Source organism: Streptomyces sp. NBC_01571 (assembly GCF_026339875.1).
Classification (GTDB): Bacteria; Actinomycetota; Actinomycetes; order Streptomycetales; family Streptomycetaceae; genus Streptomyces.
On sequence record NZ_JAPEPZ010000001.1, the window covers coordinates 7,894,757 to 7,919,789 of the forward strand.

24 protein-coding genes are annotated in these 25,033 nt (G+C 68.4%); 11 read left to right on the forward strand and 13 right to left on the reverse strand.

The annotated features are described in order from the left end of the window. Nucleotides 1-98 precede the first annotated feature (98 nt). From OHB41_RS35465 to OHB41_RS35475, 3 genes are read left to right on the forward strand one after another with little or no spacing between them, the layout of a single operon-like run. Nucleotides 99-1,040, forward strand: a complete 942-nt coding sequence (locus OHB41_RS35465) for an ABC transporter ATP-binding protein (protein WP_266702880.1) — start codon at nucleotides 99-101, stop codon at nucleotides 1,038-1,040. Then, the gene (locus tag OHB41_RS35470) at nucleotides 1,037-2,392 is read left to right on the forward strand and encodes an ABC transporter permease (protein WP_266702882.1); all 1,356 of its coding nucleotides are present in this window, start codon (nucleotides 1,037-1,039) and stop codon (nucleotides 2,390-2,392) included. The genes OHB41_RS35465 and OHB41_RS35470 overlap by 4 nt, the downstream gene beginning before the upstream one ends. Nucleotides 2,393-2,396: 4 nt before the next feature. Then, on the forward strand, nucleotides 2,397-5,147 hold the full coding sequence (locus OHB41_RS35475; RefSeq protein ID WP_266702884.1) for a bifunctional YncE family protein/alkaline phosphatase family protein: 2,751 nt from the start codon (nucleotides 2,397-2,399) through the stop codon (nucleotides 5,145-5,147). Nucleotides 5,148-5,730: 583 nt separating this feature from the next. On the opposite strand, the gene OHB41_RS35480 is transcribed toward OHB41_RS35475, so the two are convergent. After that, complete coding sequence (locus OHB41_RS35480) at nucleotides 5,731-6,645, reverse strand: SDR family NAD(P)-dependent oxidoreductase (protein ID WP_266702886.1); 915 nt, start codon at nucleotides 6,643-6,645, stop codon at nucleotides 5,731-5,733. A gap of 90 nt (nucleotides 6,646-6,735) precedes the next feature. Next, a complete protein-coding gene (locus tag OHB41_RS35485; RefSeq protein ID WP_266702888.1) occupies nucleotides 6,736-7,599 on the reverse strand; it encodes an NAD(P)-dependent oxidoreductase in 864 nt (287 codons plus the stop codon). A 203-nt stretch (nucleotides 7,600-7,802) separates the two neighbouring features. Between OHB41_RS35485 and OHB41_RS35490 the strand changes: the two genes are divergently transcribed. Then, the gene (locus tag OHB41_RS35490; protein WP_266702890.1) at nucleotides 7,803-8,624 is read left to right on the forward strand and encodes a helix-turn-helix transcriptional regulator; all 822 of its coding nucleotides are present in this window, start codon (nucleotides 7,803-7,805) and stop codon (nucleotides 8,622-8,624) included. 287 nt (nucleotides 8,625-8,911) lie between these two features. Continuing rightward, the gene (locus OHB41_RS35495) at nucleotides 8,912-9,175 is read left to right on the forward strand and encodes a hypothetical protein (RefSeq protein ID WP_266702892.1); all 264 of its coding nucleotides are present in this window, start codon (nucleotides 8,912-8,914) and stop codon (nucleotides 9,173-9,175) included. Nucleotides 9,176-10,002: 827 nt separating this feature from the next. Here the strand turns inward: OHB41_RS35495 and OHB41_RS35500 are convergent. From OHB41_RS35500 to OHB41_RS35515, 4 genes are all read right to left on the reverse strand, one after another. Beyond that, nucleotides 10,003-10,767, reverse strand: coding sequence for a DUF6292 family protein (locus OHB41_RS35500; RefSeq protein WP_266702894.1), 765 nt, complete (start codon nucleotides 10,765-10,767; stop codon nucleotides 10,003-10,005). Between the two features lie 1,078 nt (nucleotides 10,768-11,845). Beyond that, nucleotides 11,846-12,280, reverse strand: a complete 435-nt coding sequence (locus tag OHB41_RS35505) for a DUF2267 domain-containing protein (RefSeq protein WP_266702896.1) — start codon at nucleotides 12,278-12,280, stop codon at nucleotides 11,846-11,848. A gap of 112 nt (nucleotides 12,281-12,392) precedes the next feature. Next, a complete protein-coding gene (locus OHB41_RS35510; RefSeq protein ID WP_148013329.1) occupies nucleotides 12,393-12,782 on the reverse strand; it encodes a DUF2267 domain-containing protein in 390 nt (129 codons plus the stop codon). 113 nt (nucleotides 12,783-12,895) lie between these two features. After that, nucleotides 12,896-13,330 (reverse strand): Hsp20/alpha crystallin family protein, encoded by a 435-nt coding sequence (locus tag OHB41_RS35515; protein WP_266702899.1) that lies wholly within the window; start codon nucleotides 13,328-13,330, stop codon nucleotides 12,896-12,898. Nucleotides 13,331-13,456: 126 nt separating this feature from the next. Here OHB41_RS35515 and OHB41_RS35520 point away from each other — a divergent pair, with 126 nt between their 5' ends. Further along, on the forward strand, nucleotides 13,457-14,107 hold the full coding sequence (locus tag OHB41_RS35520; RefSeq protein ID WP_266702901.1) for a type III effector protein: 651 nt from the start codon (nucleotides 13,457-13,459) through the stop codon (nucleotides 14,105-14,107). A gap of 752 nt (nucleotides 14,108-14,859) precedes the next feature. Here OHB41_RS35520 and OHB41_RS35525 read toward each other — a convergent pair. The 3 genes from OHB41_RS35525 to OHB41_RS35535 form a co-directional block, all read right to left on the reverse strand. Beyond that, the gene (locus OHB41_RS35525) at nucleotides 14,860-15,699 is read right to left on the reverse strand and encodes an RNA polymerase sigma factor SigF (RefSeq protein WP_266702903.1); all 840 of its coding nucleotides are present in this window, start codon (nucleotides 15,697-15,699) and stop codon (nucleotides 14,860-14,862) included. Between the two features lie 204 nt (nucleotides 15,700-15,903). Further along, nucleotides 15,904-16,257, reverse strand: a complete 354-nt coding sequence (locus tag OHB41_RS35530; protein WP_266702905.1) for a PRC-barrel domain-containing protein — start codon at nucleotides 16,255-16,257, stop codon at nucleotides 15,904-15,906. 328 nt (nucleotides 16,258-16,585) lie between these two features. Beyond that, nucleotides 16,586-16,756, reverse strand: coding sequence for a hydrophobic protein (locus OHB41_RS35535; RefSeq protein WP_067385923.1), 171 nt, complete (start codon nucleotides 16,754-16,756; stop codon nucleotides 16,586-16,588). A 181-nt stretch (nucleotides 16,757-16,937) separates the two neighbouring features. Here OHB41_RS35535 and OHB41_RS35540 point away from each other — a divergent pair, with 181 nt between their 5' ends. Continuing rightward, nucleotides 16,938-17,114 carry a CsbD family protein gene (locus tag OHB41_RS35540; protein WP_266702907.1) on the forward strand — a complete coding sequence of 59 codons (177 nt, stop codon included), beginning with the start codon at nucleotides 16,938-16,940 and terminating at the stop codon, nucleotides 17,112-17,114. A 161-nt stretch (nucleotides 17,115-17,275) separates the two neighbouring features. On the opposite strand, the gene OHB41_RS35545 is transcribed toward OHB41_RS35540, so the two are convergent. From OHB41_RS35545 to OHB41_RS35555, 3 genes are read right to left on the reverse strand one after another with little or no spacing between them, the layout of a single operon-like run. After that, nucleotides 17,276-17,605 carry an STAS domain-containing protein gene (locus OHB41_RS35545; protein WP_266702909.1) on the reverse strand — a complete coding sequence of 110 codons (330 nt, stop codon included), beginning with the start codon at nucleotides 17,603-17,605 and terminating at the stop codon, nucleotides 17,276-17,278. Next, nucleotides 17,602-18,957 carry a PP2C family protein-serine/threonine phosphatase gene (locus OHB41_RS35550; RefSeq protein WP_266706378.1) on the reverse strand — a complete coding sequence of 452 codons (1,356 nt, stop codon included), beginning with the start codon at nucleotides 18,955-18,957 and terminating at the stop codon, nucleotides 17,602-17,604. Before OHB41_RS35550 ends, OHB41_RS35545 begins: the two co-directional genes overlap by 4 nt. Continuing rightward, a complete protein-coding gene (locus OHB41_RS35555) occupies nucleotides 18,957-19,763 on the reverse strand; it encodes an alpha/beta fold hydrolase (protein WP_266702911.1) in 807 nt (268 codons plus the stop codon). The genes OHB41_RS35550 and OHB41_RS35555 overlap by 1 nt, the downstream gene beginning before the upstream one ends. 1,086 nt (nucleotides 19,764-20,849) lie before the next feature. On the opposite strand from OHB41_RS35555, the gene OHB41_RS35560 reads away from it, so the two are divergent. Further along, the gene (locus OHB41_RS35560) at nucleotides 20,850-21,188 is read left to right on the forward strand and encodes a MerR family transcriptional regulator (protein ID WP_266702913.1); all 339 of its coding nucleotides are present in this window, start codon (nucleotides 20,850-20,852) and stop codon (nucleotides 21,186-21,188) included. A 248-nt stretch (nucleotides 21,189-21,436) separates the two neighbouring features. Here OHB41_RS35560 and OHB41_RS35565 read toward each other — a convergent pair whose 3' ends face one another. Continuing rightward, nucleotides 21,437-21,877, reverse strand: a complete 441-nt coding sequence (locus OHB41_RS35565) for an ATP-binding protein (RefSeq protein WP_266702921.1) — start codon at nucleotides 21,875-21,877, stop codon at nucleotides 21,437-21,439. Between the two features lie 629 nt (nucleotides 21,878-22,506). On the opposite strand from OHB41_RS35565, the gene OHB41_RS35570 reads away from it, so the two are divergent. The 3 genes from OHB41_RS35570 (at nucleotide 22,507) to OHB41_RS35580 (ending at nucleotide 24,985) form a co-directional block, all read left to right on the forward strand. Further along, nucleotides 22,507-22,710 carry a cold-shock protein gene (locus OHB41_RS35570; RefSeq protein WP_067385816.1) on the forward strand — a complete coding sequence of 68 codons (204 nt, stop codon included), beginning with the start codon at nucleotides 22,507-22,509 and terminating at the stop codon, nucleotides 22,708-22,710. A 330-nt stretch (nucleotides 22,711-23,040) separates the two neighbouring features. Next, on the forward strand, nucleotides 23,041-24,534 hold the full coding sequence (locus OHB41_RS35575) for a DEAD/DEAH box helicase (protein ID WP_266702924.1): 1,494 nt from the start codon (nucleotides 23,041-23,043) through the stop codon (nucleotides 24,532-24,534). A 46-nt stretch (nucleotides 24,535-24,580) separates the two neighbouring features. Beyond that, nucleotides 24,581-24,985, forward strand: a complete 405-nt coding sequence (locus OHB41_RS35580; RefSeq protein WP_266702926.1) for a CBS domain-containing protein — start codon at nucleotides 24,581-24,583, stop codon at nucleotides 24,983-24,985. The last annotated feature ends 48 nt before the right edge of the window (nucleotides 24,986-25,033 follow it).

Here is a 25,033-nt window from a genome sequence, read left to right on the forward strand (position 1 = left end):
TACGAGTCGTCTGCCGTTCCGTGACCGTTCAACTCGCCGTCCCTGACTTCGATGTAGGTCACACCTAGGGTCCTTGAGGGCTTCTGAGGAAGGGACTCATGGACACTCTCCCCGCAATCCGGGCGCGTGAGATCACCAAGTCTTTCGGCGACGTCGTCGCACTCGACGGCATCGATCTGGATGTGACGCAGGGACAGATTCACGGCTTGGTCGGACCGAACGGCGCGGGCAAGACGACCCTGCTCGGCCTCCTGCTGGGTCTGGCCGTCGCCGAGGGCGGCCGACTCGAGATCCTGGGTACGCCGGTCGGGCGCGCGCTCGCGGCCCCCGAGGGTGTCGCGGGCTTCGTGGACGGGCCGGGTCTCTACCCCTCGTTGACCGCACGGCAGAACCTCGCCGCGCTGGCCGCCCTGCGCGGCCGGGAGGCGCGGACGGCGGGGATCGACGACGTACTCGATCAGGTCGGGCTCACCGACGTCGCCGACGACCGGGTCCGAGGCTTCTCCCTGGGGATGCGCCAGAGGCTGGGTCTCGCCGCCGCTCTGCTCACCAAGCCGCGGCTCCTCCTGCTGGACGAACCGTCCAACGGTCTCGATCCAGCGGGCAAGAAGCATGTCCACGGTGTCCTCGCGCGGCTCGCGGCGGAGGGAACCAGCGTGGTGCTCTCGAGTCACCGTATGGACGATCTCGAGGCCCTGTGCTCCGAGGTCACCATCCTCGCGACCGGGCGGGTCGTCTTCTCCGGTCCGCTGGGCAAGCTGGCCGCCGAGAACCGTGAGCTCGACTACCGGGTGCTCACCTCCGATCCGCAGGCCGCCCGTCGGCTGGCCGCCGAGACCGCCGGGATCCAGGTCGTCGGCCCTGCCGGGGCGCAGCGCGCCGCGGAGGTGCTCGTGGTGCGCGGGCTGGTGCCCGCCATGGATGAGCTGGTGGTACGGCTCGTGCGCGCGGGGATCGCGTTGCGCGAGCTGGCCCCCGTGGTGTCGCCGCTGGAAGCCGCGTTCCTCGCCCTCACCGAGCAGCAGGAGGCGGCCCGATGACCGCGACCCTCACTGAGAACGTCACCGTCGGTGCCCCGCGGGTGTCGGTGGTACGCGGCTACCGCTTCGAGCTGGTCAAGCTCCTCTCGCAGTGGCGGATCCGCCTGGTGATCCTCGCCTGCTGGATCGCGCCCGCGCTCTTCGTCGCCGCGGTGAGTCAGCAGGACTCGCTCCCCGTCGACACCCTCTTCGGCCGCTGGATGCACGCCACCGGGTGGGCCGGACCGCTGGTGGTCCTCGGATTCGCGGGCACCTGGGCGCTCCCGCTGCTGACCTCACTGGTCGCCGGTGACGTGTTCGCCTCCGAGGACCGTCTCGGTACCTGGCGCCACCTTCTGGTGGCGGTCCGGTCACCCCCGCGGATCTTCGCGGCGAAGGCCCTGGCCAGCCTGACCGTCATCCTGTCGCTCGTGGCCGGGCTGGTGTGTTCCAGCGCGGTCGGTGGGGTGGCGGCGGTCGGCAACCGGCCGCTGGTCGGCCTCGACGGTCACCTGCTGACGGCGGGGGACGCCGCCGGCAAGGTCTTCCTCGCCTGGGCCTGCGCACTCGCCCCCACGCTCGCCCTCGCGGCGATCGGACTGCTCGGGTCCGTCACGCTGGGCCGTTCCCCGATGGGCCTGCTGCTGCCGGCGCTCGTCGCGCTCGCGATGCAGATCGCCCAGATGCTGCCGTTGCCCGTCGCCGTGCGCCTCGCGCTGCCCGGGTACGCCTTCATCTCCTGGAACGGCCTGTTCACGGGTACGGCGCAGTGGCGTCCGCTGCTGATCGGCATCGTCGTCAGTGCGGTGTGGGCCGTGGTCGCGACGGGGTTGGCCTATCTGCTCTTCCTGCGGCGGGACTTCACCAATCTCACCGATGACGGGTCACCCCGCCGCGCTCTCGTCGCCGGAGCGCTGCCGCTCGCCGGGCTGCTCGCCCTGACGGTCGGGGTCGTCGCCGGGGCGACCGGGGCGATGGGCTCGGGAATCGAGCAGACCAAGGTGCAGGACTCGGTGGCCGTGGCGTTCGCCCACCTCTATCGCCAGCAGGCCGAGGAGCTCAACCGCCCCGCCGTCACCGAAGCACAGCTGCACGCCTCCGCGGCGTGCACCAAGGGCGACGTCGCGGACGGTGCGCAGGGGGCGGGCAACGACTGGCGCTGTGTCGTGTCCTGGCATCTTCCCGACGTCGTGGCCACCGGCACGGCCGTCTACCAGCTCGACGTCACTCCGGACGGGCGGTTCGTCGCCGACGGCGACGGGCCGAAAGAAGTGAACGGCTACTTCCTGGTGCGCACCCCGATCGGGGACGCACCGAATCCGCTCTGGCAGTTCGACGGCAATGTCGCACTGCTCGGCACCACGAAGGGATGACTCCATGCAGGTAACACGCCGCAGACGTGTCGGGGGGGACCGTCCGGGCCTTCTCGGCAGACGCATCGGCCGCATACCCCTGGTGACGGCCGGCATCACCGTCCTCGCCGTCGCCGCCGCCGGCACCGCTCTCGCCCAGACACGCCAGTTCGGCACCGAGCAGGTCGGCCAGACCACTCGTCACGGTCAGGTCGTCTCCAGCGACCAGTACATCGCCCCGTACGGCGACCGACTCGTCATCGGCAACGGCAAGATCATGTCGTCGTCGGTCAGCCCGGACGGCACCCATCTCGCGGCCTCGGTCACCGATGGTGGTGCGGCGCTGTCGATCGTGGACCTCAAGAGCTGGAAGGTGCAGCAGCTCGTCGGCAGCGCCGCGTCGTCGGTTCCGCGCATCAGTGGCAACGACGTGGGCCAGGAAGGGCCCACGTACTCGCCCGACGGCAAGCAGTTGTGGCTGGGCCGGACCGACGGCTACACCAGGTTCAGTGTGAACCCGGACGGCAGCGTCACGGGCCCGGTCAACATCTCGATCCCGGCGGACGGCCCCAAGCACGCGCTGGTCGGTGCCGCGGTGTTCTCACCCGACGGGGCCACCGTGTACTCCGCGGTCAACGGCCAGAACCGAGTGGTCGCCATCAACGCGGCGACGGGCGCCGTCCAGCAGAGCTGGGCCGTGGGGAACGCGCCGCGCGGCGTGGTCGTGGCCGGCGGCAAGCTGTACGTCAGCAACGAGGGCGGCCGTCCGGCGAGGCCAGGCGAGACCACCATCAACTCCTACAACACACAGGTGCCCGCCGACCCGGTGACCGGCGCCACCACCACCGGCACGGTCACGGTCATCGACCTGGAGAAGCCGGCCGCCGCCGTCAAGACCGTCAACGTCGGTCTGCACCCGACCGCGTTGTACGCGAAGAAGGGCGCGGTGTTCGTCACCAACACGGCCACCAACGACGTGTCGGTCATCAGGACCGCCGACGACAAGGTCGTGCAGACCATCGCCACCCAGCCGTGGCCGGAGGCGTCGGTGGGCTACGAGCCCGACGCGGTGACGCTCACCGACGACGGTCATCTGCTGGTGACGCTCGGCCGCGCCAACGCGGTCGCCGTCTACCGGTACACGAGCCCGCAGGAGCCGGTCAGTTACGTCGGTCTGCTGCCGACGGACTACTTCCCCGCGGAGATCGCCACGGTCGGCGACCAGGTGGTGGTCTCCAACACCCGTGGTATCGACGCCCGCCGATCCACCACCAGCGCCGGGCACGGCACCCACGACACCACGTCGAGCCTGACCCGTTTCACGTTGCCCAGTGACAGGACCATCAAGTCCGAGACGGACAAGGTCTTCAAGCAGAACGGCTGGACCGCCAACTCGGTCAAGCTCGCCAAGGGCAGGAGCAAGGCCAAGCCGGTCCCCGTCCCGGTGAAGCTCGGCGACCCTTCGACGATCAAGCACGTCTTCATGATCGTCAAGGAGAACCGGACCTACGACCAGGTCCTCGGTGACATCCCGCAGGGTGACGGCGATCCGACGCTGACGCAGTTCGGCGAGAACGTGACTCCGAACCAGCACGCGCTCGCGGAGCAGTTCGGGCTCTACGACAACACGTACGACATCGGCACGAACTCCGCCGAGGGACACAACTGGCTGATGCAGGCCGACAACCCCGAGTACACCGAGTCCTCGGCCGGCGAGTACCTGCGCAGCTACGACACCGAGGACGACGCCCTCGGCCACCAGAAGTCCGGCTTCCTCTGGACCGGCGCGCAGGCGGCCGACAAGACGGTTCGTGACTTCGGCGAGTTCCACCAGTTCCTGACCAAGCCGACCGGTTCGACCTGGCAGAACCTGTACTGCGACGCCAAGAACATGGGCGCGACGGGGCAGCCCTCCGCGTACTCCCTGGTTTCCTCGTCACCGATCCCGTCGCTCAACAGCGTGTCGGTTCCCGGCTTCCCGAAGTTCGACACCAGTGTCCCGGACGTCTACCGGGAGGAGATCTGGAAGCAGGACTTCGAGAAGAACGGCCCGGCGAACCTGAACATGTTCTGGCTCTCCAGCGACCACACGGGTGGTCCGGCGAGCCCGGCCGCCCAGGTGGCGGACAACGACCTCGCGGTCGGCAGGATGGTCGACGAGATCTCGCACAGCGCGTACTGGAAGGACTCCGCGATCTTCGTCGTCGAGGACGACTCCCAGGCCGGCCTCGACCACGTCGACGGTCACCGTGCACCGATCCAGATCATCAGCCCCTATGCCCAGCACGGCGGCGTCGACAGCCACTACTACTCGCAGATCACGATGATCCGCACCATCGAGCAGATCCTCGGGATCCACCCGATGAACCAGAAGGACAGCGCGGCCACCCCGATGAGCGGGGCGTTCACCAAGAAGGCGAACCTCAAGCCGTTCAACGCCCTGGCCAACCGCACCTCGTTGACCGACGGCCTGGCGACGCCGCCGTCCTGCGGCACGGACACCCCCGCGCCGCAGGACCCTGAGGCGGCGGCGGTGCCGACGGCGAAGGTCCCGGCCGGCATGCGGTCGCTCGCGTCGCAGTGGGACACCTGGAAGTCGCGGCAGCGGCTCACCGGGCCCCATGCCGTGCCCGACTACGCCAACCCCGCACAGATGAACCACCTCACCTGGTACCAGACCCACAACTGGAAGCAGCCGTACCCCGGCGAGAAGAAGATCTTCGCGCCCAAGGACGTGCCGGGCGCCTACATCCCCTCGGCCGAGTCCGACGGCTGACCCCGGCAGATCAGGTGAAGGGGCTCCTGGCCGGCATGACCGCCGGCCGGGAGCCCCTTCCCGCTCCCGGCGGCCTTCCGCCGGGGGAGCGACGAACCCGCAGGGTCGGTGAACCGGCAGGGGGCGGCGGCGCCGAAGGACGGCTTCCACGTGCTGCGGCCCACCCGCGCCTCGATCATGCTGGGGCGGGGGGGTCCGTGGTGACCACGGCACGGCGGCCCGGGCACTTGCTCCCCGGCGATCACCCTCGGTCACTGTGCTCACTTCGTGCCGAAGCGGATTCTCCCCAGGGCCGACGGCGGGCACATCCCGTTGTGCGGCAGCTCCGGAGTCGGTCGTGGAGGGCAAGGTGGATGGGACAGGTGACCTGAGGAGATGCTGAGAGAGGTCACCACGACCCGTTACCTCGTGCCCCCGCACGAGGGCGGTTCGCTGCCGTGACTCGTCGAGGCCGACGACCTGGGCACGTACGTCGTGGAGTCGTGTACCGGGTCGCCCTGACCTGCGATTATGGGCCTCGGTAGTCCTCGCATGGAGGCGACCGGCGCACGAGTGGTGGCGGGTGCGCCCGGCCGTGGTGAGGTCAGGACAGGAGCCGGAGGGACACCTCCCACATGCGTTCCGCGTTGGCGGTGTCGAGTGCGTAGGGTGCGACGCCGCTGGCCCAGCCGTTGCCGTCGGAGACCGGGACGGCCTCGTTGCAGTCTTCGAAGTAGCGGCCGCCGAGGCCTTCCAGCTGAGGAGCGGTGGCGAGCAGCAGGGAGGTTGCGGCGCCCTGCTGGGGGGACTTGCGGCGCTCGGGCGGGGTTTTGAGGCCGCCGGTGTGGCGCTGGAGGCTGGTGGCGATGGCGCCGGGCATGAGGGCGTTGGCGGTGATCCCGTCGGCCGCCCAGCGGCGGCTGGCCTCGACGGCGAAGAGCACGGTGGCGGTCTTGGACTGCCCGTAGGCCACCAGCGGGTCGTAGGGGCGGTAGTGGAAGCCGATGTCGTCGAAGACGACCGGGGAGATCAGATGTCCGCTGGAGCTGACCACCACGACGCGTGCGTTGCCGTCGGCGGCCAGTGCGCCGTGCAGGCCGGTGGTCAGGGCGAAGTGGCCGAGGTGGTTGGTGGCGAACTGCATCTCCCAGCCCTCGGGGGTGCGTTCGAGCTCGGGGGTGGCCATGATCCCGGCGTTGTTGACCAAGAGGTGCAGCGGACCGTCCCAAGCCTGCACGAAGGCGTTTACCGAGGTCCGGTCCGAGATGTCGAGGCGGGCGACGTGGATGTCCTCGTTGCCGGTGGTCGCGGTGATGTCGGCAGCGGTTGCTTCACCGGCTGCCGTGTTGCGTACGGCCAGCGTCACCTGGGCGCCGGTGGCTGCCAGGGTCCGGGCGGTCTCGACGCCGATGCCGGAGGTGGCGCCGGTGATGATCGCGCGCCGTCCGGAGAGGTCGATGCCGTGGGCTACTTCGTCAGCGGTGGAGGAGAAGCCGAAGGACGTCGTGAGGCGAGTCATGATCAGATTTCTTTCGCGAGGGTGCGTGGGAGTGGAAGTTCGGGGTGCCGGTGCGGGGAGCGGCGCGGTGGGCCTCAGACGGTGAGGGGGTCAGGCCGCGTGGCCCCGTGCGGTTGCAAGGGCGACCGCCTCCATCAGGCCGTCGGCGCCGGCCAGTGCACGGCGGCGCAGTTCCTCGGGGTCGATGCCCCGGGCTCTTACGGCATCGGCGAAGTGCTCGATGTCCTTGCGCATCAGGCCCTGCAGGTGGGGGGCGATCTCGGGGGTGATGACGGTGCCCAGTGCGCGCAGTGATGCGCTGCCTCCGCTGCTGTCGGAGATCACGTCGAGGACGGCCGGGATGTCCACGTTGAGCTGCTGGGCGAGGCGGACCAGGTCCACGGCGTTCTTGAGGTTCGACATCGTCATGGCGTTATTGAGGAGTTTGGTCATCTGACCGCTCCCGACCGGGCCCATGCGGCTGACGCGGGTGGAGAAGGTGGCGAATACCGCTCGGCACCGCTCGAAGGCGCCCTCGTCGCCGCCGACGAATGTGGTCAGGGTGCGGGCCTTCGCCCCCGGGCCGCCGCCGCTGACCGGAGCATCCAGGTAGGAGGCGCCGAGGCTGCGCAGAGACTCGGCGATCTTCACGTTCTCGCCCGGATCTCCGGTGCCGTGATTGACGACTACCGTCCCCGGCCGAAGGTGCTCGCGTACCCCCGGGGTGTTCAGAACGTCCCAGATGTCGTTGTCGTCGCGCAGGCACAGCGCGAGAATGTCGCTGGCGGCCACGAGATCGACGACCGTGGTGTGAACGGTATGCGGGACGTCTGCCACGGCGTCCAGCGACGTCGGGCGTCGGGCCCACAGGTGAAGGTCGAGACCACGGTCTCCGATCGCCCGGGCCATGGGGGCGCCCTGGTCTCCCAGTCCGATGAAGCCGACGGCCAGACGTTGCTGTTCAGGGCTGCTCACTGCGGCCACCTTCCAGATGGGGTCACGTATACGGGGAACCGGAACATTCCGTATTTCTTGTCCCCGTCATCGTTGCTGTGCGCCTCGATCCCAGCCAGGGCCGTATCAACACTGGTAGTGCCAGGACCAGGGAGCCGGGCCACAGATCATCAGCCGACGGAGGCGACCCGCGTGGGCGCGGAATGCCTCGTACCGTGGAGCACGTGAGCGCCAACCATCTCGGCACCTACCTGCGAGCGCGTCGTGACCTCGTTGACCCCAAGGATGTCGGCCTGCCCGGCGGGGGCCGCCGCCGCGTGCCGGGCCTGCGCCGCGAGGAGGTCGCCCTGCTCGCCGGCATCAGCAGCGAGTACTATCTGCGCCTCGAACAAGGACGCGACCAAAACCCCTCACCAGCCGTCCTTGATGCCCTCGCTCGCGTCCTCCAGCTCGACCTGGACGCAACACGGCACCTGCACGCCCTCGCCACCCCCGCTCCGCGACACGGCAGTCCGTCCCCCGGCGACGAGCGGATTCCTCCCGGCATCCAGCAACTGATCAATACATCCTGGGCGAGCACCCCTGCCGTGATCTTGAACCGCTACATGGACGTTCTGACGGCCAACCCCCTCGCCATCGCGCTGTCGCCCAGCAACCAGCCCGGCACGAATGCCATACGGTCCGCACTCCTCGACCCGCGCATGCGCTCCCTCTACCTCAACTGGGGCGAGATGACCGTCCGTGCCGTCGCCAGCCTGCGCGCCCTCATCGGCCCAGATGGCAGTGATCCACGCATCGTCGAGCTGGTGAACGAACTCTCCGCAGACAGCGAGACCTTCCGCCGTCTGTGGTCCCGTCACGACGTCAGCCCCCGGGGCGCCGGCGCCTCACAGATAGACCACCCGCAGGTGGGGCGGCTGGAGCTGCGCTACGAACGACTCCTGCTCGCCGGTACCGACGGCCAACTCCTCGTCGTGCACCATGCCCTTCCCGGCAGCCCATCCGCCCAGAAACTGGCCCAACTCGCCGACGCCCTCAGTACGTAGCGAACCAACGCTGCTCCCCGACCAGCCACCGTCCTAACCTCCATGGACAGCCCTTAGTGCCGCGGCAGGCAACGTTTGGCCTTCGGGGAGCGGCGTGCGCTGCCACCAGCCGTGAAAATCAGGAGTCAGTGGGCACGCTACGGCAGGGGGAACCCCGGCGGGTGCTCCGGTGGCCCGTTCGCAGTGCTGGTGGTCTCCTGGAACTACGGGTCTGTGCCCAGGCCAGCCTAGATGTGGCTACGCCAGAACCCGTTCCCATCGTTCTCTCTAGCGTCCTGGGAGCAGTTATGTTCGTAAAAAAGCTACATGAGGCCGGGATGACCAGCGAGCATGCCTATACTGCGGGGTTTGCGTCCATCGGTCTATCTGTTGTTTCCTGGTTCGCTTCAGTGAAGGCCGAGGCTCGCGGCATCGAGCGAGCCGACCGCTGGGGAATCTTCGTCGGCGAATGGGCGGCCACATTCTTCGCCCTCGGCCTCGCTCTCCACACCTACGAGCGCGATGCTCTCATCACCCCCGAAAAGATTACTGGCGAGACGGTCCACACCTGAAAACCGAAGAGCCGTGGCGGCATGACTGCGGCCCGCCGCGTCGCGGCCTTTCTCGATACCGATCGGCACGCCTCGACAGCAGTTGCCGCGTGCGAGGACTTCTGCAGGGGACGTTTCGGCAGAGCTCATTGACGCGCACGGCGCGGTGCCTCCGGTTGAGGTAGATCGGGTGTGCCGTCAGCGGGGTGGGTGTTCCCTTCCAGGTGTAGTTGGCGCAAGGTGCTTTCTGTCTCGTGCCTGAGGTGTTCGGGAGAAGCCAGACGCTGCCACAGCGGGTCCGGGCGGCAGGGGACGGTGGCGCCGCGGGCGGCCCACTCCTTGGCGAGCTGTGTGTACACGGGTGTGCCCTGGTCCGGGGCTTCTGCTGGGGTCTGGCCACGGGCGTGTGCGGGGTGCCTTCGGCGCGTTTGTCCAGGGAGACGGGCGTCGGCTCTGCGTTTGCCGCTGCCTGCCTGTGGGCCCTGGCTGGAGGTCATCCAATGATCATCCGTCACGTTCGTCAAAACGATCCGGCCGCCCTCTTGGACACCGCTTCTGGTCCGCTGCGACGAACTCGGCCACGGCCCTCCTTCAGCGAGGTGCGACACCGTTGGGCTGCCCGGCCGTAAACCGGTTGGTCCGTCTGGTCGTTGGGTGGTCCGGGATGAACTCCCGACCCGGGGTATTTCCCCGAGCGTCCGCGGGGCGGGGCCCCGCCGGCCTGGCACCTGAATCCGCTCCGCCCCGCGCCGTCGCGCCGAGCGGGATTGCGTGGAGCGGGAAGTTGCCTGCGCGGCGCAGAGAACGGGCGGCCGGCCGGCGCGTTCTGCGTCTGCGCTCCGTCTCTCTCAAGGCGCTTGCCGGCGGTGGTCCGCTTCCTGGAGGGCACCCTTGTATGTCTCCGCGGCTTCGGGGGGCCGGCCCGCGCGGGCGCCGAGGTCGGCCGCCAGCAGCCTGTTGAGGGCGCTGGAGTTGCTGCTTTCGGCGTACTCGAGCATGTGCAGGAGGGCTGTGAGCTCGCCCTGGCGGAGGTGCAGATGGGTCAGGGGGTCGGAGGCGCGGGAGACCAGTGCCCGCCGCACGCGGTCTTCGTAGGCACGTCTGTGCAGGTCGGCGAAGCGGATCTGGGGTTCCTCGAACAGGTAGGGCTGGGCGGGAAGGTAGGGGGCCAGGCTGTCCAGCAGCGTGGGGATGTCCTGGCCCTCCTGTCGGTAGGACGGCTGTTCGCCGCTGCCGGCCCCGCCCGGGTCGAGACGGAAAGCGTCGACGAAGGCCGTGACGAGCCGGGGCTCGGGAAGCAGGCCGGCCCCGGGCCACCGGACACCGGACAGGTACCGGTCCTCTTCGTCGGCCGTGTAGAGACACCAGCCGGACGTGCCCGCCCAGTGGAGCCCGCAGTCGCCCCCGCCATGCCGGTCCTGGAATGCCTGCGTGAACGAGATGCCGGCCTCGACGTCGAGGTACTCGCCATCCTTGTCGCGCCAGGGACCGCAACTCTGAATCCCGGTCACCGGCAGACCCGCTTCCAGGAGGCACTCGGCGACAGCAGCGGCATAGTGGCCCGCCCGCCTCGCGAGCTCAGCTGACATCTGGGGGCTCGGTTCGCTGGCCACGGAACTCTCTCTCCGCTGTCGGGATCGGACGGTGACGTCGCCGTAGGCCGTGCCGGGCCGGATCGGCGTCCGCCGCAGCGCGTGCAGCAGCGCGTCCCGGCTCGCGTCCGCGGGGTACGACGGCTGGTGATGGTACCGACCCGAACTCGGAGCGGCCGGCACTGCTCCCTGTGTTGCGCCGCGGCGGTGCCGGGGGAGCGGCCGTGGTTGTTCGAGCTCGATTACCTTCTCACGAGCCATGCGGAAATCTATGTTGGCTGGAGTAGACATTGGGCGGTGGCTTGGTTATGGTTTCTCTCGTAGCCAGGAAGAGAGCAGGACCCGGCAGACACGAACTGCCAGGTAGCAGCATGTAGTTGCAGTGCGCAGGACGGTGCGGTGGTGGAGTTTCGAAGCCATTTTTTTTGCAGGACGGCGACGGGACTGACGACCGGACCGGGTGGCCCGCAGTGATCAGGGGCCACCATCAGTAGGACCGCAGGTATTGCGGTGGCAGTACCGGCAAGTGCAGTACGCAGTACCCAGCAGTGGAGTCAGTGAGCGGTACCTCGGTGAAGGCGTCGGCTGCGGGCGCGCGCACCGGGAGGTTCGGCAGTGGGGTTCTAAGCCAGAGCAGATGCAGGACGGGCGACGGGGCTGGCTGCCGAAGAGTGGCGCTGTGACAGGCCACTGTGCGGTTCGCATCACCAGCAGTACGCAGTTCCCGTTTGGTAAGTGATTGATCCCAGAGGGAAAGAACGGAGGGACCGAGCGCCATCAGGATCGCCCGGGCGTGAGTAGTGAGCCCGGGTACCGCAGGACATCGATAGTGAGGTGGTCTCCGGTCGAGCAACCGCGATCCCCGCATTCCCCGTCCTCTCCCGGGCGGGCGTGCGGACACAGAAGGCCGGCGCGATATCAGGGCCGGCAGATGGTGTAGCAGTTCCTTCGGGGCCCTGGTGCCAGTACGGCACCAGGGCCCCTCGACGCGTTCCACAGAGAGATCAGATGACAGCAGACGATTCGTTCAGCCGTCCCGATGACGGCGATCACCCCGCCTGCACGCTGGGCCGCGCCGCCGAACAACCGCCCGGAACCGTCAGGCGGCCTGGGTGAGTTCGGCGCGGCCGAACAGCAGCGCGTATCCGGACGGGAGCCGGCCGAGGATGCGGTCCATGAGGCCAGGCCCCGCCAGGTGGGCGACGACGGCGAGGACGGCTCCGGTGTCCCAGCGTGCGACCGCGGGGGTGACACCCGCGTGTGTGGCGAGGTCCTTGACGAAGCCCCAGCCGGTGAGCGGTTGGAGGTCGGGGATCTGGCTGGTGAAGACGAGGGCGGCCTCAGCGGGCAGGCAGGCGGCGAGGTCGACGCGCTCGTCGCCGGTGAGCTGACGGCCCAGGGCCTCCAGCACGCCACGTGTGACGTCCTCGGCCCGCTCCCGGGTGGGATATGCGCCCTCGTACCGGACTCTTTCAAGCATCTGCCGAAACGTCATGCTGGGTCGGGCAGTGGCCGGTTCACGCAGCGGAAGCATGGGGGAGTGGTTGCCTTTCTCGTGCGACGGCGTTTTCTCCGTTGGGCAGGGCCGGCCGGGTGGGTCCCGGCCGACCCCGCCGATGTGATGAGCGGGTCGCGCTTTCCTGGGTTCAGGCGCGCTCGGGACGGCCGAAGAGGAGGTCGTAGCCCGGGGGGAGCTGGAGCAGGATGCGGCCGGTGAGTTCCTCGCCCGCCGCATCGGCGGCCACGCTCAGTACGGCGCTGACATCCCAGGCCGCCGTCTGTTCGGTGGCTCCCTCGATCCACGCCGCGGTCGCTCGCAGGAACCGCTCCGGCGGGAGCGGTTCGGCTGTCTGCAGCGGGTTGAGAAGAACCAGGGCGAAGGTCTCCGGGAGCCGGGCGGCCAGCTCGGCCCGGACCTCACCCACCAGATGCGCGCCCAGCAATGCCAGAACGGTACGCGCAGCCCGTTCGGCTTCCTGGGGTGTGGTGTACTCGCCGCGTTCTTGAACGTGGTCGAGGAATGCTTCCCATCGCATGGCTACCACTGCCTCTTCACGTCGTTGTGTGACGGACGCGGGGCGGAGGACGGGACCAGAGAGGCGGAACGATGCCCGTCCTCCGCCGTCGGCGCGGCCGGGGAACCGGCTCCTCAGCCGCCGAGTTGCTTGCGGTCGGACTCCCCGCCGATTGCGATCTTGCGGGGCTTGGCGCGCTCGGCGATGGGGATCCGCAGCGTCAGTACCCCCGCTTCGTAGTCGGCCGTGATGCGCTCGGTGTCCAGGGTGTCGGCCAGGACCAGCTGGCGGGAGAAGACGCCCAGGGGCCGCTCGGAGAGCTCCAGCTGTACGTCGTCGGCCTTCGCGACCGGACGCCGCTCGGCCTTGACGGTGAGCATGTTCCGCTCGACATCGACATCGATCGCGTCCTTCGCGACACCGGGCAGATCGAGGGCGATCACGTACTCCTCGCCCTCGCGGTAGGCGTCCATCGGCATGGTCGAGGGCCTCGTCCAGGTGCCGGCCCCACCCGTCAGCTGCTGAGCAAGACGGTCGAGTTCGCGGAAGGGGTCAGTGCGCATCAACATCGCGAAAACACCTCCAAAGGTCTGGCATGAACTGCCAATGCGCTTGGTCTGACACCGTTGTAACATGTCATCCAAACGATGACAACTGAAGGCGTCATCGAAAGGGTGACACCCGAGAGGATCTTCATGAGCGCCTCCTCCGAGCCGCATGACCCCGCCTCGTTCCTCGCCGCCGCGACAGCGCTGAACACGATCAGTGAGGCCGTCCGCACCGCTCACGACCCACCGACCGCAGCGCCCTCCCAGGACGGACCGGTCAGTGTGGACCAGGCCCTGACCGCACTCCTGCTGTTGCGAGAACTACGCGACGAACTCGCACGCTGGGAACCTGGACTGATCGAGGCAGCCCGCGCCGCAGGCTCCAGCTGGGCGGACCTCGCCCACCCCCTGGGCGTCGCCAGCCGCCAGGCCGCCGAGCGCCGCTACCTGCGCGTACGCCCCGGAACACCCGGCACCACCGGCGAACAGCGCGTACAGGCCACCCGCAACCGCCGGGCCGCCGACCGCACCACTACCACCTGGGCCCGGGCCAACGCCGCCGAACTGCGCCAGCTCGCCGGCCAGGTCTCCGCGCTCACGGACCTCCCGGCTCGTGCCCGCACGCCGCTGGCCCGGCTCGCAAACGCCCTGGCCGACAACGACGCCGCCCACCTCATCGATCCACTCGCAGACACCCACACACACCTCGCGGCCACCCACCCCGACCTCGCGGCCCGCATCGCCGCCATCACCCACCACGCCGACCAAATCCGCCAGGCCGGTGACGACCCCCACTGAACACCGGAGCACTCCCGATTGGCGGTTGTGCTCCGGTCTGCGGCACTGATGCCAGAAGCCGGTCGCCCTGGAGTGGGCGGTGGCACGGATGCGCTGGTCGGGCACCCGTCCACGCAATCCTTGGCGGAGCTGGAGAAGTGTGTGAGGCAGGCACACACATCAGGAGCCGGCGCTCTGACCGAGCCCCAAGGCTGGCATATCGTCATACGTCAGAGCACGGAACACTCGTTGGCCACGGGTCTCGTCCGGCATGATCGGACTCTGGCGCCGTCCGACGACGTGCGCATGACCCTGGTCAGGGACCAGGCCCGCGGATGCATGACACATGACCGAGCGGCGCCAGCCCCGTTTCGACCCCGTCCGCGCCGCGGCCGGCCAGGCCGGCAGCATCGCCGAACTCCTCGACGTCATGTGCGAACAAGACCACAACGACGGCCCGCCTCCGTATGTCTGTGTCTCCCAGTTGCGTGTGACGCACATCGTCGACCGCGAGAGAGGGATCCGCGTGCGGGCGCTCACCCGGCTCCTGGGCGCATCGCCGCCCTCGGTCCGCCGCTTGGCCGACCCGCGCCGACGCCACGAGAGACACTTAGCCCGGCCCCCCGGCATGCCGGTACACCGATCCCCCAGATCTGTCCGCCCAATGATCCACACGTGAGGTGGAGGAAGGCGCCCTCACCGACATGCCGTGACGCGAACCGGCGGTGCCTCCCTCCCTGGTGGAGGAGGGAAACACCACCGGTTCGCTGCGGTCAGCTCGTGGTCAGCATGCCTTCGCGAAGCTTGGCGAGGGTGCGGTTGAGCAGACGGGAGACGTGCATCTGGGAGATGCCGAGGTGCTCGCCGATCTGGGCCTGGGTGAGTTCCTCGACGAACCGCATGTGGATGATGCGCCGCTCGCGGTCGTCGAGTTCGGCGATCAGCGGGGCGAGGGCGTTGAAGTCCTCGACGAGTTCGAGAGCGTTGTCATCGATGCCGATGAAGTCGGCCAGCGCCGCTTCGCCGTCCTCACTGGAGCTGATGGTGGCGTCGAGGGAGGAGGAGTTGTAGCCGTTGGAAGCCAGGCGCGCTTCGTTGACCTCCTCCTCGCTCAGGCACATGAGCTGCGAGAGTTCCTTGACGCTGGGCATGCGCCCCAGTCGGCTGCGGAGTTCCTCGGTGGCTTTGGCGAGCTGGATGCGCGCTTCCTGCAGGCGGCGGGGGACATGGACCGCCCAGGAGGTGTCGCGGAAGAAGCGCTTGATCTCACCGACGATGTAGGGGACGGCGAAGGAGGTGAACTCGACCTCGCGGGACAGCTCGAACCGGTCGATGGCCTTGATCAGTCCGATCGTGCCGACCTGGACGATGTCCTCCATCTCGTCCTGGCCCCGGCTGCGGAAGCGCCCGGCCGCGTACTGGACGAGGGACATGTTCATTTCGATGAGTGTGTTGCGCGCGTACTGGTACTCGGGTGTGCCCTCTTCGAGCACGGCGAGCTGGTCGAAGAACAGCCTGGACAGTTGCCGGGCGTCCTTGGGCGCGACCTGCGAAGGGTCCGCGATCTCGGGCAGCGCCGCGGTCCGTGCCTCTGCCGTCTTCGTCACTGTCATGTCAGGCCCCTCCTGCGCGATTCAGCTTTCGTGTCACCGGCCCCTTGTGTGGCGGCAACAGACGGCGTACCCGAGTTCGAAGAATGCATGCCAGGTGATTTTACTGCGCACCCGGCCTTCGCCCAGTGGGCTGGTCCGGGCCACGAGAAGTGGGGCCCGCCGGAGACGTTCCGGCGGGCCCCACTTCTGGGCTGGTGCGTGATCTCAGACGCCTCGGTGGTTCTGGTAGTAGCCGCCGACCTGCTCGTGGTAGCCGACGTCGCCGACGTGCTTGTCCTTGTCGAACTCGGGGGAGCCCTTGATCTGGTCCTTCGTGAGGTCGACGTAGATCTTCCGCGCGGTCAGGTCGACCGTTTTCACGGTCCCGGCCGGCAGCAGAACGTGCTTGCCGAAGATCCACACGCCGGTGTCGACGACAAGGTACGAGGAGCTGACGTCGTCCGAGTGCTTGTCGACCTTCCCGATGCTGCCGTCGGTGGCCTCGACCTTCCATCCGGTCAGGTCAGTGCCCGCGGTGTAGCCGGCGGTCGGCTGGTAGCCCCAGATGCTGTCACTCATAAAGAACGGCTCCTTTATCGAGATTCCTTGCTGCTGCCGCAGCAGAACTGCGGAGTTACCGGCGTCATCGAATTCGGTGACGCTTCCTCAGCAAGCCGGGTGCCCCGGCCTCCCGGACCCCACACATTCATGCCGAGAAGAAATGCGGATGGCCGGAGGTGCCGTGCTGGAGGCCACGGTTCCTGGCGTCACGGCCACCTCCGGTCATGACCTCCAGGTACCCCGAAGCGGAAGAATCACCACTTTCATCCCTGAGGTAACAGGAAACGGGTGGGGCCCGACGCCAAGGCGTCGGGCCCCACCCGCATGGGTGCGCTGGTCAGACCGCTTACCAGCGGTACCAGCGGCCGCGCTTGCCACCGCTTGCTGTGGGGCGGATCACGAAGCCGAGGACCCACACGATCAGCACGATGACGGCGATCCACCACAGGGCCTTGAGTGCGAAACCCGCACCGAAGAGGATCAGGGCGAGCAGAAGAACGAGAAGAATAGGAACCATAGTTATCAACCTCCGCCGCCTCGTGTGCCCCGCGTGGCGATCTCCATTCCTGGGGACCTCGCGTACTTCGGAGAGATCCCGGAGCCGCGAGGAGCCCGTGCGGCGGCCTTCCGGTTTAAGAGTGGAATCCAGGGCGACACGGGGGTGAAACTTCCTTCGAGCGAGACAGGAGTGAGTGGTTGTGGCTGCGGACGAGAAGGCTCAGGCCAAGGGCGAGCAGGCCGAGGGCAAGGTCAAGAAGGTCGTCGGCGACGCGGTCGGCAACGAGTCCCTGAAGGCCAAGGGGCACGCCGAGGAGTCCAAGGGCGACCTGCGCGAGGCCAAGGAGAAGGCCAAGGACGCCGTCAAGCCCGAGTAGAGGCACCACTTCTGATCCCGGCAGTCACGTCCATGGGCTGCCGGGATTTGTGCTGTCCTGCCCCCAGCAACCGGACTGAACCGCTTGGCGCACGTGATGAGTTCGGGTCCGACGCTCACCCGTGCAGGGGGCGCCGAGTCGACGCCGTGATGACGTGGAGGTCACGCGGTACTGCTGCCGCCTCGGATGGTGAAGACCTGGTCCAGACCGACAATGGTGAGGATGCGCAGGGTGTTGGCGGGGACGGCGGCCAGAGCCATGTCTGCGCCGGCGGCTTGGGCGCGTTGGCGGGCGGCGAGGAGAGCGGTGATGCCGGTGGAGTCGCAGTACTCGAGGGCGGACAGGTCGATGACCAGGTCCTGGCCCGGGCTCAGGACGAGGCGTTCGAGCTCTTCGCGCAGGGCGCCTGCCGTCGCGTAGTCGAGTTCGCCCGCTACGCGCAGGACCGGCCCGGCGGCGGCATGGTGGTGGGTGATGTTCAGGGGGCTCATAGCGGTGGGTTCGTTGCCGGGCCGGTGGTCGGATGCGTTGCGGGGACACCGAGCGCGAGCAGGGCGGTGTCGTCGTCCAGGCCGTCGCCGAAACTTTCCAGCAGCCCGGTCAGTGCGGTGATCACGCCCTGGGGCGTAGTGGGGGCATGGTCGGTGGCGAAGGCGCGCAGGGCGGTGTCGCCGAAGAGGTGCTTGCGGGTGGGGCCCGTACGGGCCTCGGTGAGGCCGTCGGTGTAGAGCAGGAGCGTGTCGCCGGGGGTGAGGATGGTCTCCGCGGTGCTGAAGGGGGCCGTGGGCAGAGCGCCGACGAGGAGTCCTCCCGGGGTGGGGAGGTAGTCGGCGCGGCCGTCGGCCCCCATGACCAGCGCCGGGGGGTGTCCGCCGGAGGCAAGGCGGATGGTGGTGCGGCCGTGGTCGGCGTCGGGTTCGATGACGCCGAAGATGACGGTGCAGTAGCGGGGGTCGCCGCCGGCGGCGTACCGGTCGTGCAGGACGGCGTTGAGCGTGGTCAGTGCCGCGGTCGGCTCGGGGTTGTGCATGGCCGCCGCGCGCAGCGTGTACCGGGTCAGTGAGGTGAGGGAGGCCGCTTGGGGGCCTTTGCCGCACACGTCGCCGAGGAAGAACGCCCACCGGCCCTCGCCCACCGAGAACAGGTCGTAGAAGTCGCCGCCCAGCCTGTCGGAAGAGGCGGTGTGGTAGTAGCCGGCCGCCTCCAGACCCGGCACGGCGGGCAGCGAGGAGGGCATGAGTGATCGCTGCAGTACAGCGAGCGCGTCGGCCAGCCGTTTCCGGTCGGCCTCGGCCTGCCGGCGGGCCTGCTCCGCCTCCGCGTGCGCACGCTCCGCTTCGGCACGTGCTCGTTCGGCTTCCTGGCGGCGGGTCAGTAGTTCCTGTTCGTAGGCGCGTCGGTCGGAGGCGTCGAAGACGGTGGTGCGGATCAGCAGAGGCTCGCCTTCGCTGCCGTGTTTGACCACGGAGGAGACCAGCACTGGCAGGCGGCGCCCGTCGGCGGCTTTCATCTCCAGGGCGATACCGTGCAGCCCGCCCTGCATGCGCAGCAGCGGCGCGAAGTGCGTCTCGTGGTAGAGCTTCCCGCCGACGGTGAGGAGGTCGGGGAAGCGGAGTTTGCCCACCACCGTCTCGCGTGCCAGGCCGAGCCAGTCCAGCAGGGTGGCGTTGATCTTGGCGATGGTGCCGTCCATCAGCGTCGACAGATACCCGCAGGGCGCCGCCTCGTACAGGTCCTCGGCGCTGTCCTCGAGCAGCGCGGTGAACGAGGCGTCCGTGTCGGGCCCGTGCCCGACGCGCGCCGGCTCCGGTCCCTCACCCGACTCCTCGCCGGTGCGGCACATCACCGCAGGACTTCCAGGAACTCGAGGATCGCTTCGGTGGTGGCCTCCGGCGCGCTCAGCTGCGGGCAGTGCCCGGTGGCGTCGAGGGTGACCAGGCGGGAGGAGGGGATCGCGGCGTGGACATACGCGCCGACCTCGCGGGGCGCGATCACGTCCTGAGAGCACTCCACCACCAGCGTCGGTACCGTCACGCTCTTCAGGTCCTCGCGGCTGTCGGACAGGAACGTGGTGCGGGCAAAGACGCGGGCCATGTCAGGGTCGGTGGCGCAGAAGCTGTTCGTCAGTTCCTGCCCCAGCTCGGGCCGCTCCGGATTACCCATGATCACCGGGGCCATCGTCGAGGACCAGCCCAGGTAGTTCGACTCCAGCGAATCCAGCAGCTCATCGATGTCCTGCGCGCTGAAGCCACCGCGGTATCCGTCATCGTCGATGTAGCAAGGAGACGGGGCCACCATCACCAGCGCCCCGATCCGCTGCGGCGCCATCCGCGCGGCCAGCACCCCCACCATGGCGCTGACCGAATGCCCGACGAACACCGCCTGCCGCAGGTCCAGCTCCTCAAAGATCTCCACCACATCCTGGGCATAGCCATTCAGCGAGGAGTACCGCTCGGGGCTGAAGGCCGACGGATCCGAGCCGCCGGAGCCTACGTAGTCGAACAGCACCACCCGGTACCGCTCGGCCAGGGCGGGCACGGTCAGCCGCCACATGTTCTGATCACAGCCGAATCCGTGCGCCAGCACCACCACCGGCCCATCAGTGGCCCGGCCGGTGACCGTCACGTTGTTCCTGCTGCGGAGATCCATACCGCCATACTCCCACCCAGCCGCAAGCGGCTTTCGTCCGCCGTCGGACCGGGCACCTGGTGTTCGCCCCTCCCGCTTCCGGCGTGCCTCGGCGGCCGGTCGGTGCGGCCGGGCGATCTGCGCGCGGCCAGGGAGAGGGCGTAGGACGCGATCAAACCCAAGTGGGCGAGCCACCCTGATCGACGCTGACGCTCATCGTGTCCATCAGGTCCCCCCGGGTCTTGAGATCGTCATGGCCGTTCGTGTGCGCGGGGCTCATGTCCTGGTCAGCGGCCCGTTAACCCGGCGCATGACGGCTTCACTCACTCTGCCTTCGCTGCACGGGGCCGATTACCTCGTTGTCGAACGAACGGAAATCTATGTTGGCTGGAGTAGACATTGGGTGATCGACTGGCTATGGTTTCTCTCGTAGCCCAGAGAGACAGCAGGGCCCGGCAGACACGAACTGCCGGGCAGCAGTGCGCAGGACGGTGCGGTGGTGGAGTTTCGAAGCCAGGGTGGTTGCAGGACGGCGACGGGACTGACGACCGGACCGGGTGGCCCGCAGTGATCAGGGGCCACCGTGAGCAGGACCGCAGTTGATGCAGTGGCGGTACCGGTAAGTGCAGTTCGCAAGTCCCAGCAGTGAAGAGAGTGAGCGGTACCTCGGTGAAGGCGTCGGCTGCGGGCGCGCGCACCGGGAAGTCCGGCAGTGGGGTTCCAAGCCAGAGCAGACGCAGGACGGGCGACGGGGCTGGCTGCCGGAAAGTGGCGCTGTGGCAGGTCACTGAACGGTTCGTAATACCAGTAGTACGCAGGAGAGCAGTACCAGCAGTTAGTTGATCCAAGAGGGAAAGAACGGAGGGGCCGAGCGCCATCAGGATCGCCCGGGCGCAAGTCGTGAGCCCGGGTACCGCAGGACATCGATAGTGAGGTGGTCTCCGGTCGAGCAACCGCGATCCCCGCACACGCTCTCCTTCCGTGTGAGCCGGTGCGGACTCAGAAGGCCGGCGCAGTATCAAGGCCGGTAGATGGTGTAGCAGTTCCTTCGGGGCCCTGGCGCGCATAGTGCCAGGGCCCCTCCACGCGTTCCATGAGAGAGGTGCAATGACAGCGGATGACTCGTTCGGGCGTCTCGATGACGACGACTACCCGGCCTACACGATGGGCCGGGCCGCCGAGCTGCTCGGTACCACCCAGGGTTTCCTCCGTGCCATCGGCGAAGCCCGCCTGATCACACCGCTGCGCTCCGCGGGCGGCCACCGCCGCTACTCCCGCTACCAGCTGCGCACTGCCGCTCGCGCCCGGGAACTCGTGGACCAGGGCACACCCATCGATGCCGCCTGCCGGATCGTCATCCTCGAAGATCAGCTGGAGGAGGCGCAGCGCATCAACGCCGAATACCGCCGCGCCGCCGGATCAGTGAACCCAACAGCCGCCGCCTGAGCCGCTAGTCGCAGCACACTGAGCGTGCGGCGTTCCACGAGCGCCGGGCCCACCTCGGCTCCGCAGATGCCGCGGCCCGGTGCGTCCCTGGCGGCCAGTTCGCGACCGGGTTTCCGCGCTTCCGGGTTGTGCCCGTGGGGGGGTGCTCGATGGGGACGGTACGGGGGCCACGTCTCGCAAGTCACACGGCCGCCGGCCGACCGGCGGCCGTCGCCGTGAGCGGACGTGAACGGGTGGGACCGGTCCGGTTATGCGGTGGCCGTGGTGAGGGCGATGTCCGCGGTGATGCGCTTGCCGAGGGGTGTCTGCTCGACGGTGACGGTCTGGGCGAGTGCTCTGACGATCTCCAGGCCGTGCCGGCCGATACGTTCGGGGTCTTGGGGCTTGGCGGCCGGTACGACGGGATTGCTGTCGCAGAGGTCGACTCGGACCACGGCACCGGTGACCCGCAGGCGCAAAAGGGCCGGTCCCGGCGCGTACTTGCGGGCGTTGGCGACCAGCTCGCTGACGATCAGCTGGACGATCTCGACCGTGGCGGTCACCACCGGGATGCCGTGGTCGTCTCGCGCCGTCGTCAGGAAAGCCGATGCCAGATGGCGGGCCTGGGCTATGCGGGAGCTGTCCAGCGCGAGCGATGCCTCCAGCAGCGAGGCCGCCCCGCCGCCGTCGGCCTCACTTGTCTCGTCCATCCGTGCCCGCTTCCCTCTCCCCACCCGCTCCCCCTTAGGGCCGGGTCCCCCCCGGAGCGTTACCCGCCAGCACAGTTACACGGGGGCAGTGCCCTTGTGGGGTGTGGCGCTTCCGATTCCCTCTTTGGGGGCGTTGGCGGTGCCGCAGAGGATCGTTGAAGGACGCGTGTCAGACACGCACGAGACAGCCGGGCAGGGCGCCCGGCCTGTGTTAACCGTTGTTGAAGGCGATCCCTCGGACGGCGCACACGTCATAGCGCCCTGGCGGCCCTGGTAGCGGATGACGACTCAGCTCCTTTTTTCGGAACGTTGCACTGCGAGGGAGTCAATATCTGTGTTCTTGAGGTGAGAGTTTGCCGGGCCATGCTGTGAGGGATTGACGGACGATGCGGTGAGAGTTTTTGCTGCAACGAGCGGGTGGAATTACTTATCCCGACGCGGGCCCTTGCGGCGTGCTACTGTCCATCTCAGTTGCAGTTGTGGTTCCCGAAACTTCAAGTGCTCCCACTCGGCTCCTGCCGGGGAGAGCGCTTTTGTATTTCCGGTCATTTTCCGGCGGGGTAATCATCGCGGCGACACGGTGTCCGCACAGTGCGGACGCCGGTGTACTGCCCCAAAGGAGATATGACATGGCTGCTGGTACCGTGAAGTGGTTCAACGCGGAAAAGGGTTTCGGCTTCATCGAGCAGGACGGCGGCGGCGCTGACGTGTTCGCCCACTTCTCGAACATTGCCGCCCAGGGCTTCCGTGAGCTGCTCGAAGGCCAGAAGGTGAACTTCGACATCGCGCAGGGCCAGAAGGGCCTGACGGCCGAGAACATCGTTCCGGCCTGACAGACCTGTAGCTGGGGCCCGCATCCTTCGGGGTGCGGGCCCCAGCTGCAGTCATTTTCCGCGGCGGTTTCACCCGCGGGACGTCTCGGAGGAATCCGCAGTCTCGCCACATGCGGCTCCTCCTTCGGGATGTAGGCGCATCCTGTAGAGCTGCACCGCAGTCGACGCCCCGGATTTCACGTCCCCACTGCGTCACCTATATCGGCATTTACGCCCGCGTGGATTCACGTCGGCTGCATTTGCTTAGACATCGGTCCATATTTTGTAATTCCGTGCTGCTCATCGCTTGCGGGAATTCCTTGATATGCGCCACATCGAGGAAGGTTCCGCATGAACCGCACACGTACGAACGACCGCTCCGCCCGCACCCGTAAGGGCGGTGCCGACGCGGGGAAGGGCGGCAGTCGCTTCGGCTCGCCGGCGCCGCGCCGTTCCGGCGGTCCGGCCCGTTCCGGCGGTTACGGCCGTCGGCCCGCCGCGGTGCAGGGGGAGTTCGCCCTCCCCAAGACGATCACCCCCGCGTTGCCTGCCGTTGAGGGCTTCGCCGATCTCGGTATGCCCGAGCAGCTGTTGGCCGAACTCGGCAAGCAGGGCGTGACCGCGCCGTTCCCCATCCAGGGCGCGACGCTGCCGAACTCCCTGGCAGGCCGTGACGTCCTGGGCCGCGGGCGCACCGGTTCCGGCAAGACCCTCGCCTTCGGCCTCGCCCTGCTCGCCCGTACCGCCGGGCGGCGTGCTGAGCCCCGCCAGCCGCTGGGGCTGATCCTCGTACCGACGCGTGAACTGGCGCAGCAGGTGGCCGACGCGCTCACTCCGTACGCCCGATCCGTCAGGCTGCGGCTGGCCACGGTGGTCGGTGGGATGTCGATCGGCAAGCAGGCCGGCGCGCTGCGAGGCGGAGCCGAGATCGTCGTCGCGACCCCTGGCCGGCTCAAGGACCTCATCGACCGTGGCGACTGCCGGCTGAACCAGGTGGGGATCACGGTGCTGGACGAGGCCGACCAGATGGCCGACATGGGCTTCATGCCGCAGGTCACCGCGCTGCTCGACCAGGTGCGTCCGGAGGGGCAACGGATGCTGTTCTCCGCCACCCTGGACCGTAACGTCGACCTGCTGGTGCGCCGCTATCTGACCGACCCCGTCGTGCATTCGGTCGACCCCTCGGCCGGTGCGGTCACGACGATGGAGCACCACGTCCTGCACGTCCACGGCGCTGACAAGCACGCCGCCACGACCGAGATCGCCGCTCGCGACGGTCGGGTGATCATGTTCCTGGACACCAAGCATGCCGTCGACCGGCTGACCCAGGACCTCCTCAACAGCGGGGTACGGGCCGCCGCGCTGCACGGCGGCAAGTCGCAGCCGCAGCGCACCCGCACGCTGGCGCAGTTCAAGACGGGGCACGTCAGCGTGCTGGTGGCGACCAACGTCGCGGCGCGCGGCATCCACGTCGACAACCTCGACCTCGTCGTCAACGTCGACCCGCCGACCGACCACAAGGACTACCTCCACCGCGGCGGACGCACCGCCCGCGCCGGCGAGTCCGGCAGCGTCGTCACCCTCGTCACACCGAACCAGCGCCGCGACATGCTCCGCCTCATGTCGGACGCCGGGATCCGGCCGCAGACCACCCAGATCCACTCGGGCGACGAGGCCCTGCACAGGATCACCGGCGCCCAGGCCCCCTCCGGCATCCCGGTCGTCATCACCGCACCGGTGGCCGAACGCCCCAAGCGCGGTGCCTCCTCCCGAGGCCGGCGCCGCCCCTCTTCGACGACCCGGCGCGCGCCCGTACGCCAGTCCGTCTTCGATGCGGCGGCCTAGAGCCTTCGTGATCAGGAAGCTGACCCATCTCTGCAGGAGGCACCTTTTGACGCTGGTTCAGATGCAGCCCCGCCCGGCGAGCGCCAGCCCCGTGCACAGGACGGTGGCGGAGGTCATGGATGCGGCCGGACCACAGGTCTGTGACGACATGAGCGTCGAGGTTGCGCTGTCCGTCATGGCAGCCGCCCGCACGGGCCGGCTGGTCGTCTGCGACCAGGACGGCCAGTGCACCGGACTGGTCACCCGGACAGAACTCACCGGGGTCCGTGACGGCTCCGCTTATACGGACCGCGTCCGCCTGCGCGACGTCCTCGGCGACCCCGGCTCGTTCGCCTCACCCGTGACCACGATGGCCGAAGCCGAGCACGCGATGCGCTCCCGCCGGCTCGGTGCCCTGCCGGTGGTCGACGGGCAAGGCAGCGCCCTGGGCGTCCTCGCCCTCTCCCGCTGAACCGCCTCACCCCGGTCGGATCGTTCTCCCCTCCTCCCTGTTCTCCCT

Bases quoted from the DNA above. Each gene is read 5' to 3' on its own strand.
- OHB41_RS35475 (WP_266702884.1), top strand. From the start codon at position 2,397: ATGCAGGTAACACGCCGCAGACGTGTCGGGGGGGACCGTCCGGGCCTT.
- OHB41_RS35535 (WP_067385923.1), bottom strand. From the start codon at position 16,756: ATGGTTCCTATTCTTCTCGTTCTTCTGCTCGCCCTGATCCTCTTCGGT.
- OHB41_RS35505 (WP_266702896.1), bottom strand. From the start codon at position 12,280: ATGCTTCCGCTGCGTGAACCGGCCACTGCCCGACCCAGCATGACGTTT.
- OHB41_RS35510 (WP_148013329.1), bottom strand. From the start codon at position 12,782: ATGCGATGGGAAGCATTCCTCGACCACGTTCAAGAACGCGGCGAGTAC.
- OHB41_RS35520 (WP_266702901.1), top strand. From the start codon at position 13,457: ATGAGCGCCTCCTCCGAGCCGCATGACCCCGCCTCGTTCCTCGCCGCC.
- OHB41_RS35470 (WP_266702882.1), top strand. From the start codon at position 1,037: ATGACCGCGACCCTCACTGAGAACGTCACCGTCGGTGCCCCGCGGGTG.
- OHB41_RS35495 (WP_266702892.1), top strand. From the start codon at position 8,912: ATGTTCGTAAAAAAGCTACATGAGGCCGGGATGACCAGCGAGCATGCC.
- OHB41_RS35575 (WP_266702924.1), top strand. From the start codon at position 23,041: ATGAACCGCACACGTACGAACGACCGCTCCGCCCGCACCCGTAAGGGC.
- OHB41_RS35555 (WP_266702911.1), bottom strand. From the start codon at position 19,763: ATGGATCTCCGCAGCAGGAACAACGTGACGGTCACCGGCCGGGCCACT.
- OHB41_RS35570 (WP_067385816.1), top strand. From the start codon at position 22,507: ATGGCTGCTGGTACCGTGAAGTGGTTCAACGCGGAAAAGGGTTTCGGC.
- OHB41_RS35545 (WP_266702909.1), bottom strand. From the start codon at position 17,605: ATGAGCCCCCTGAACATCACCCACCACCATGCCGCCGCCGGGCCGGTC.
- OHB41_RS35480 (WP_266702886.1), bottom strand. From the start codon at position 6,645: ATGACTCGCCTCACGACGTCCTTCGGCTTCTCCTCCACCGCTGACGAA.
- OHB41_RS35465 (WP_266702880.1), top strand. From the start codon at position 99: ATGGACACTCTCCCCGCAATCCGGGCGCGTGAGATCACCAAGTCTTTC.
- OHB41_RS35565 (WP_266702921.1), bottom strand. From the start codon at position 21,877: ATGGACGAGACAAGTGAGGCCGACGGCGGCGGGGCGGCCTCGCTGCTG.
- OHB41_RS35515 (WP_266702899.1), bottom strand. From the start codon at position 13,330: ATGTTGATGCGCACTGACCCCTTCCGCGAACTCGACCGTCTTGCTCAG.
- OHB41_RS35530 (WP_266702905.1), bottom strand. From the start codon at position 16,257: ATGAGTGACAGCATCTGGGGCTACCAGCCGACCGCCGGCTACACCGCG.
- OHB41_RS35525 (WP_266702903.1), bottom strand. From the start codon at position 15,699: ATGACAGTGACGAAGACGGCAGAGGCACGGACCGCGGCGCTGCCCGAG.
- OHB41_RS35550 (WP_266706378.1), bottom strand. From the start codon at position 18,957: ATGTGCCGCACCGGCGAGGAGTCGGGTGAGGGACCGGAGCCGGCGCGC.
- OHB41_RS35560 (WP_266702913.1), top strand. From the start codon at position 20,850: ATGACAGCGGATGACTCGTTCGGGCGTCTCGATGACGACGACTACCCG.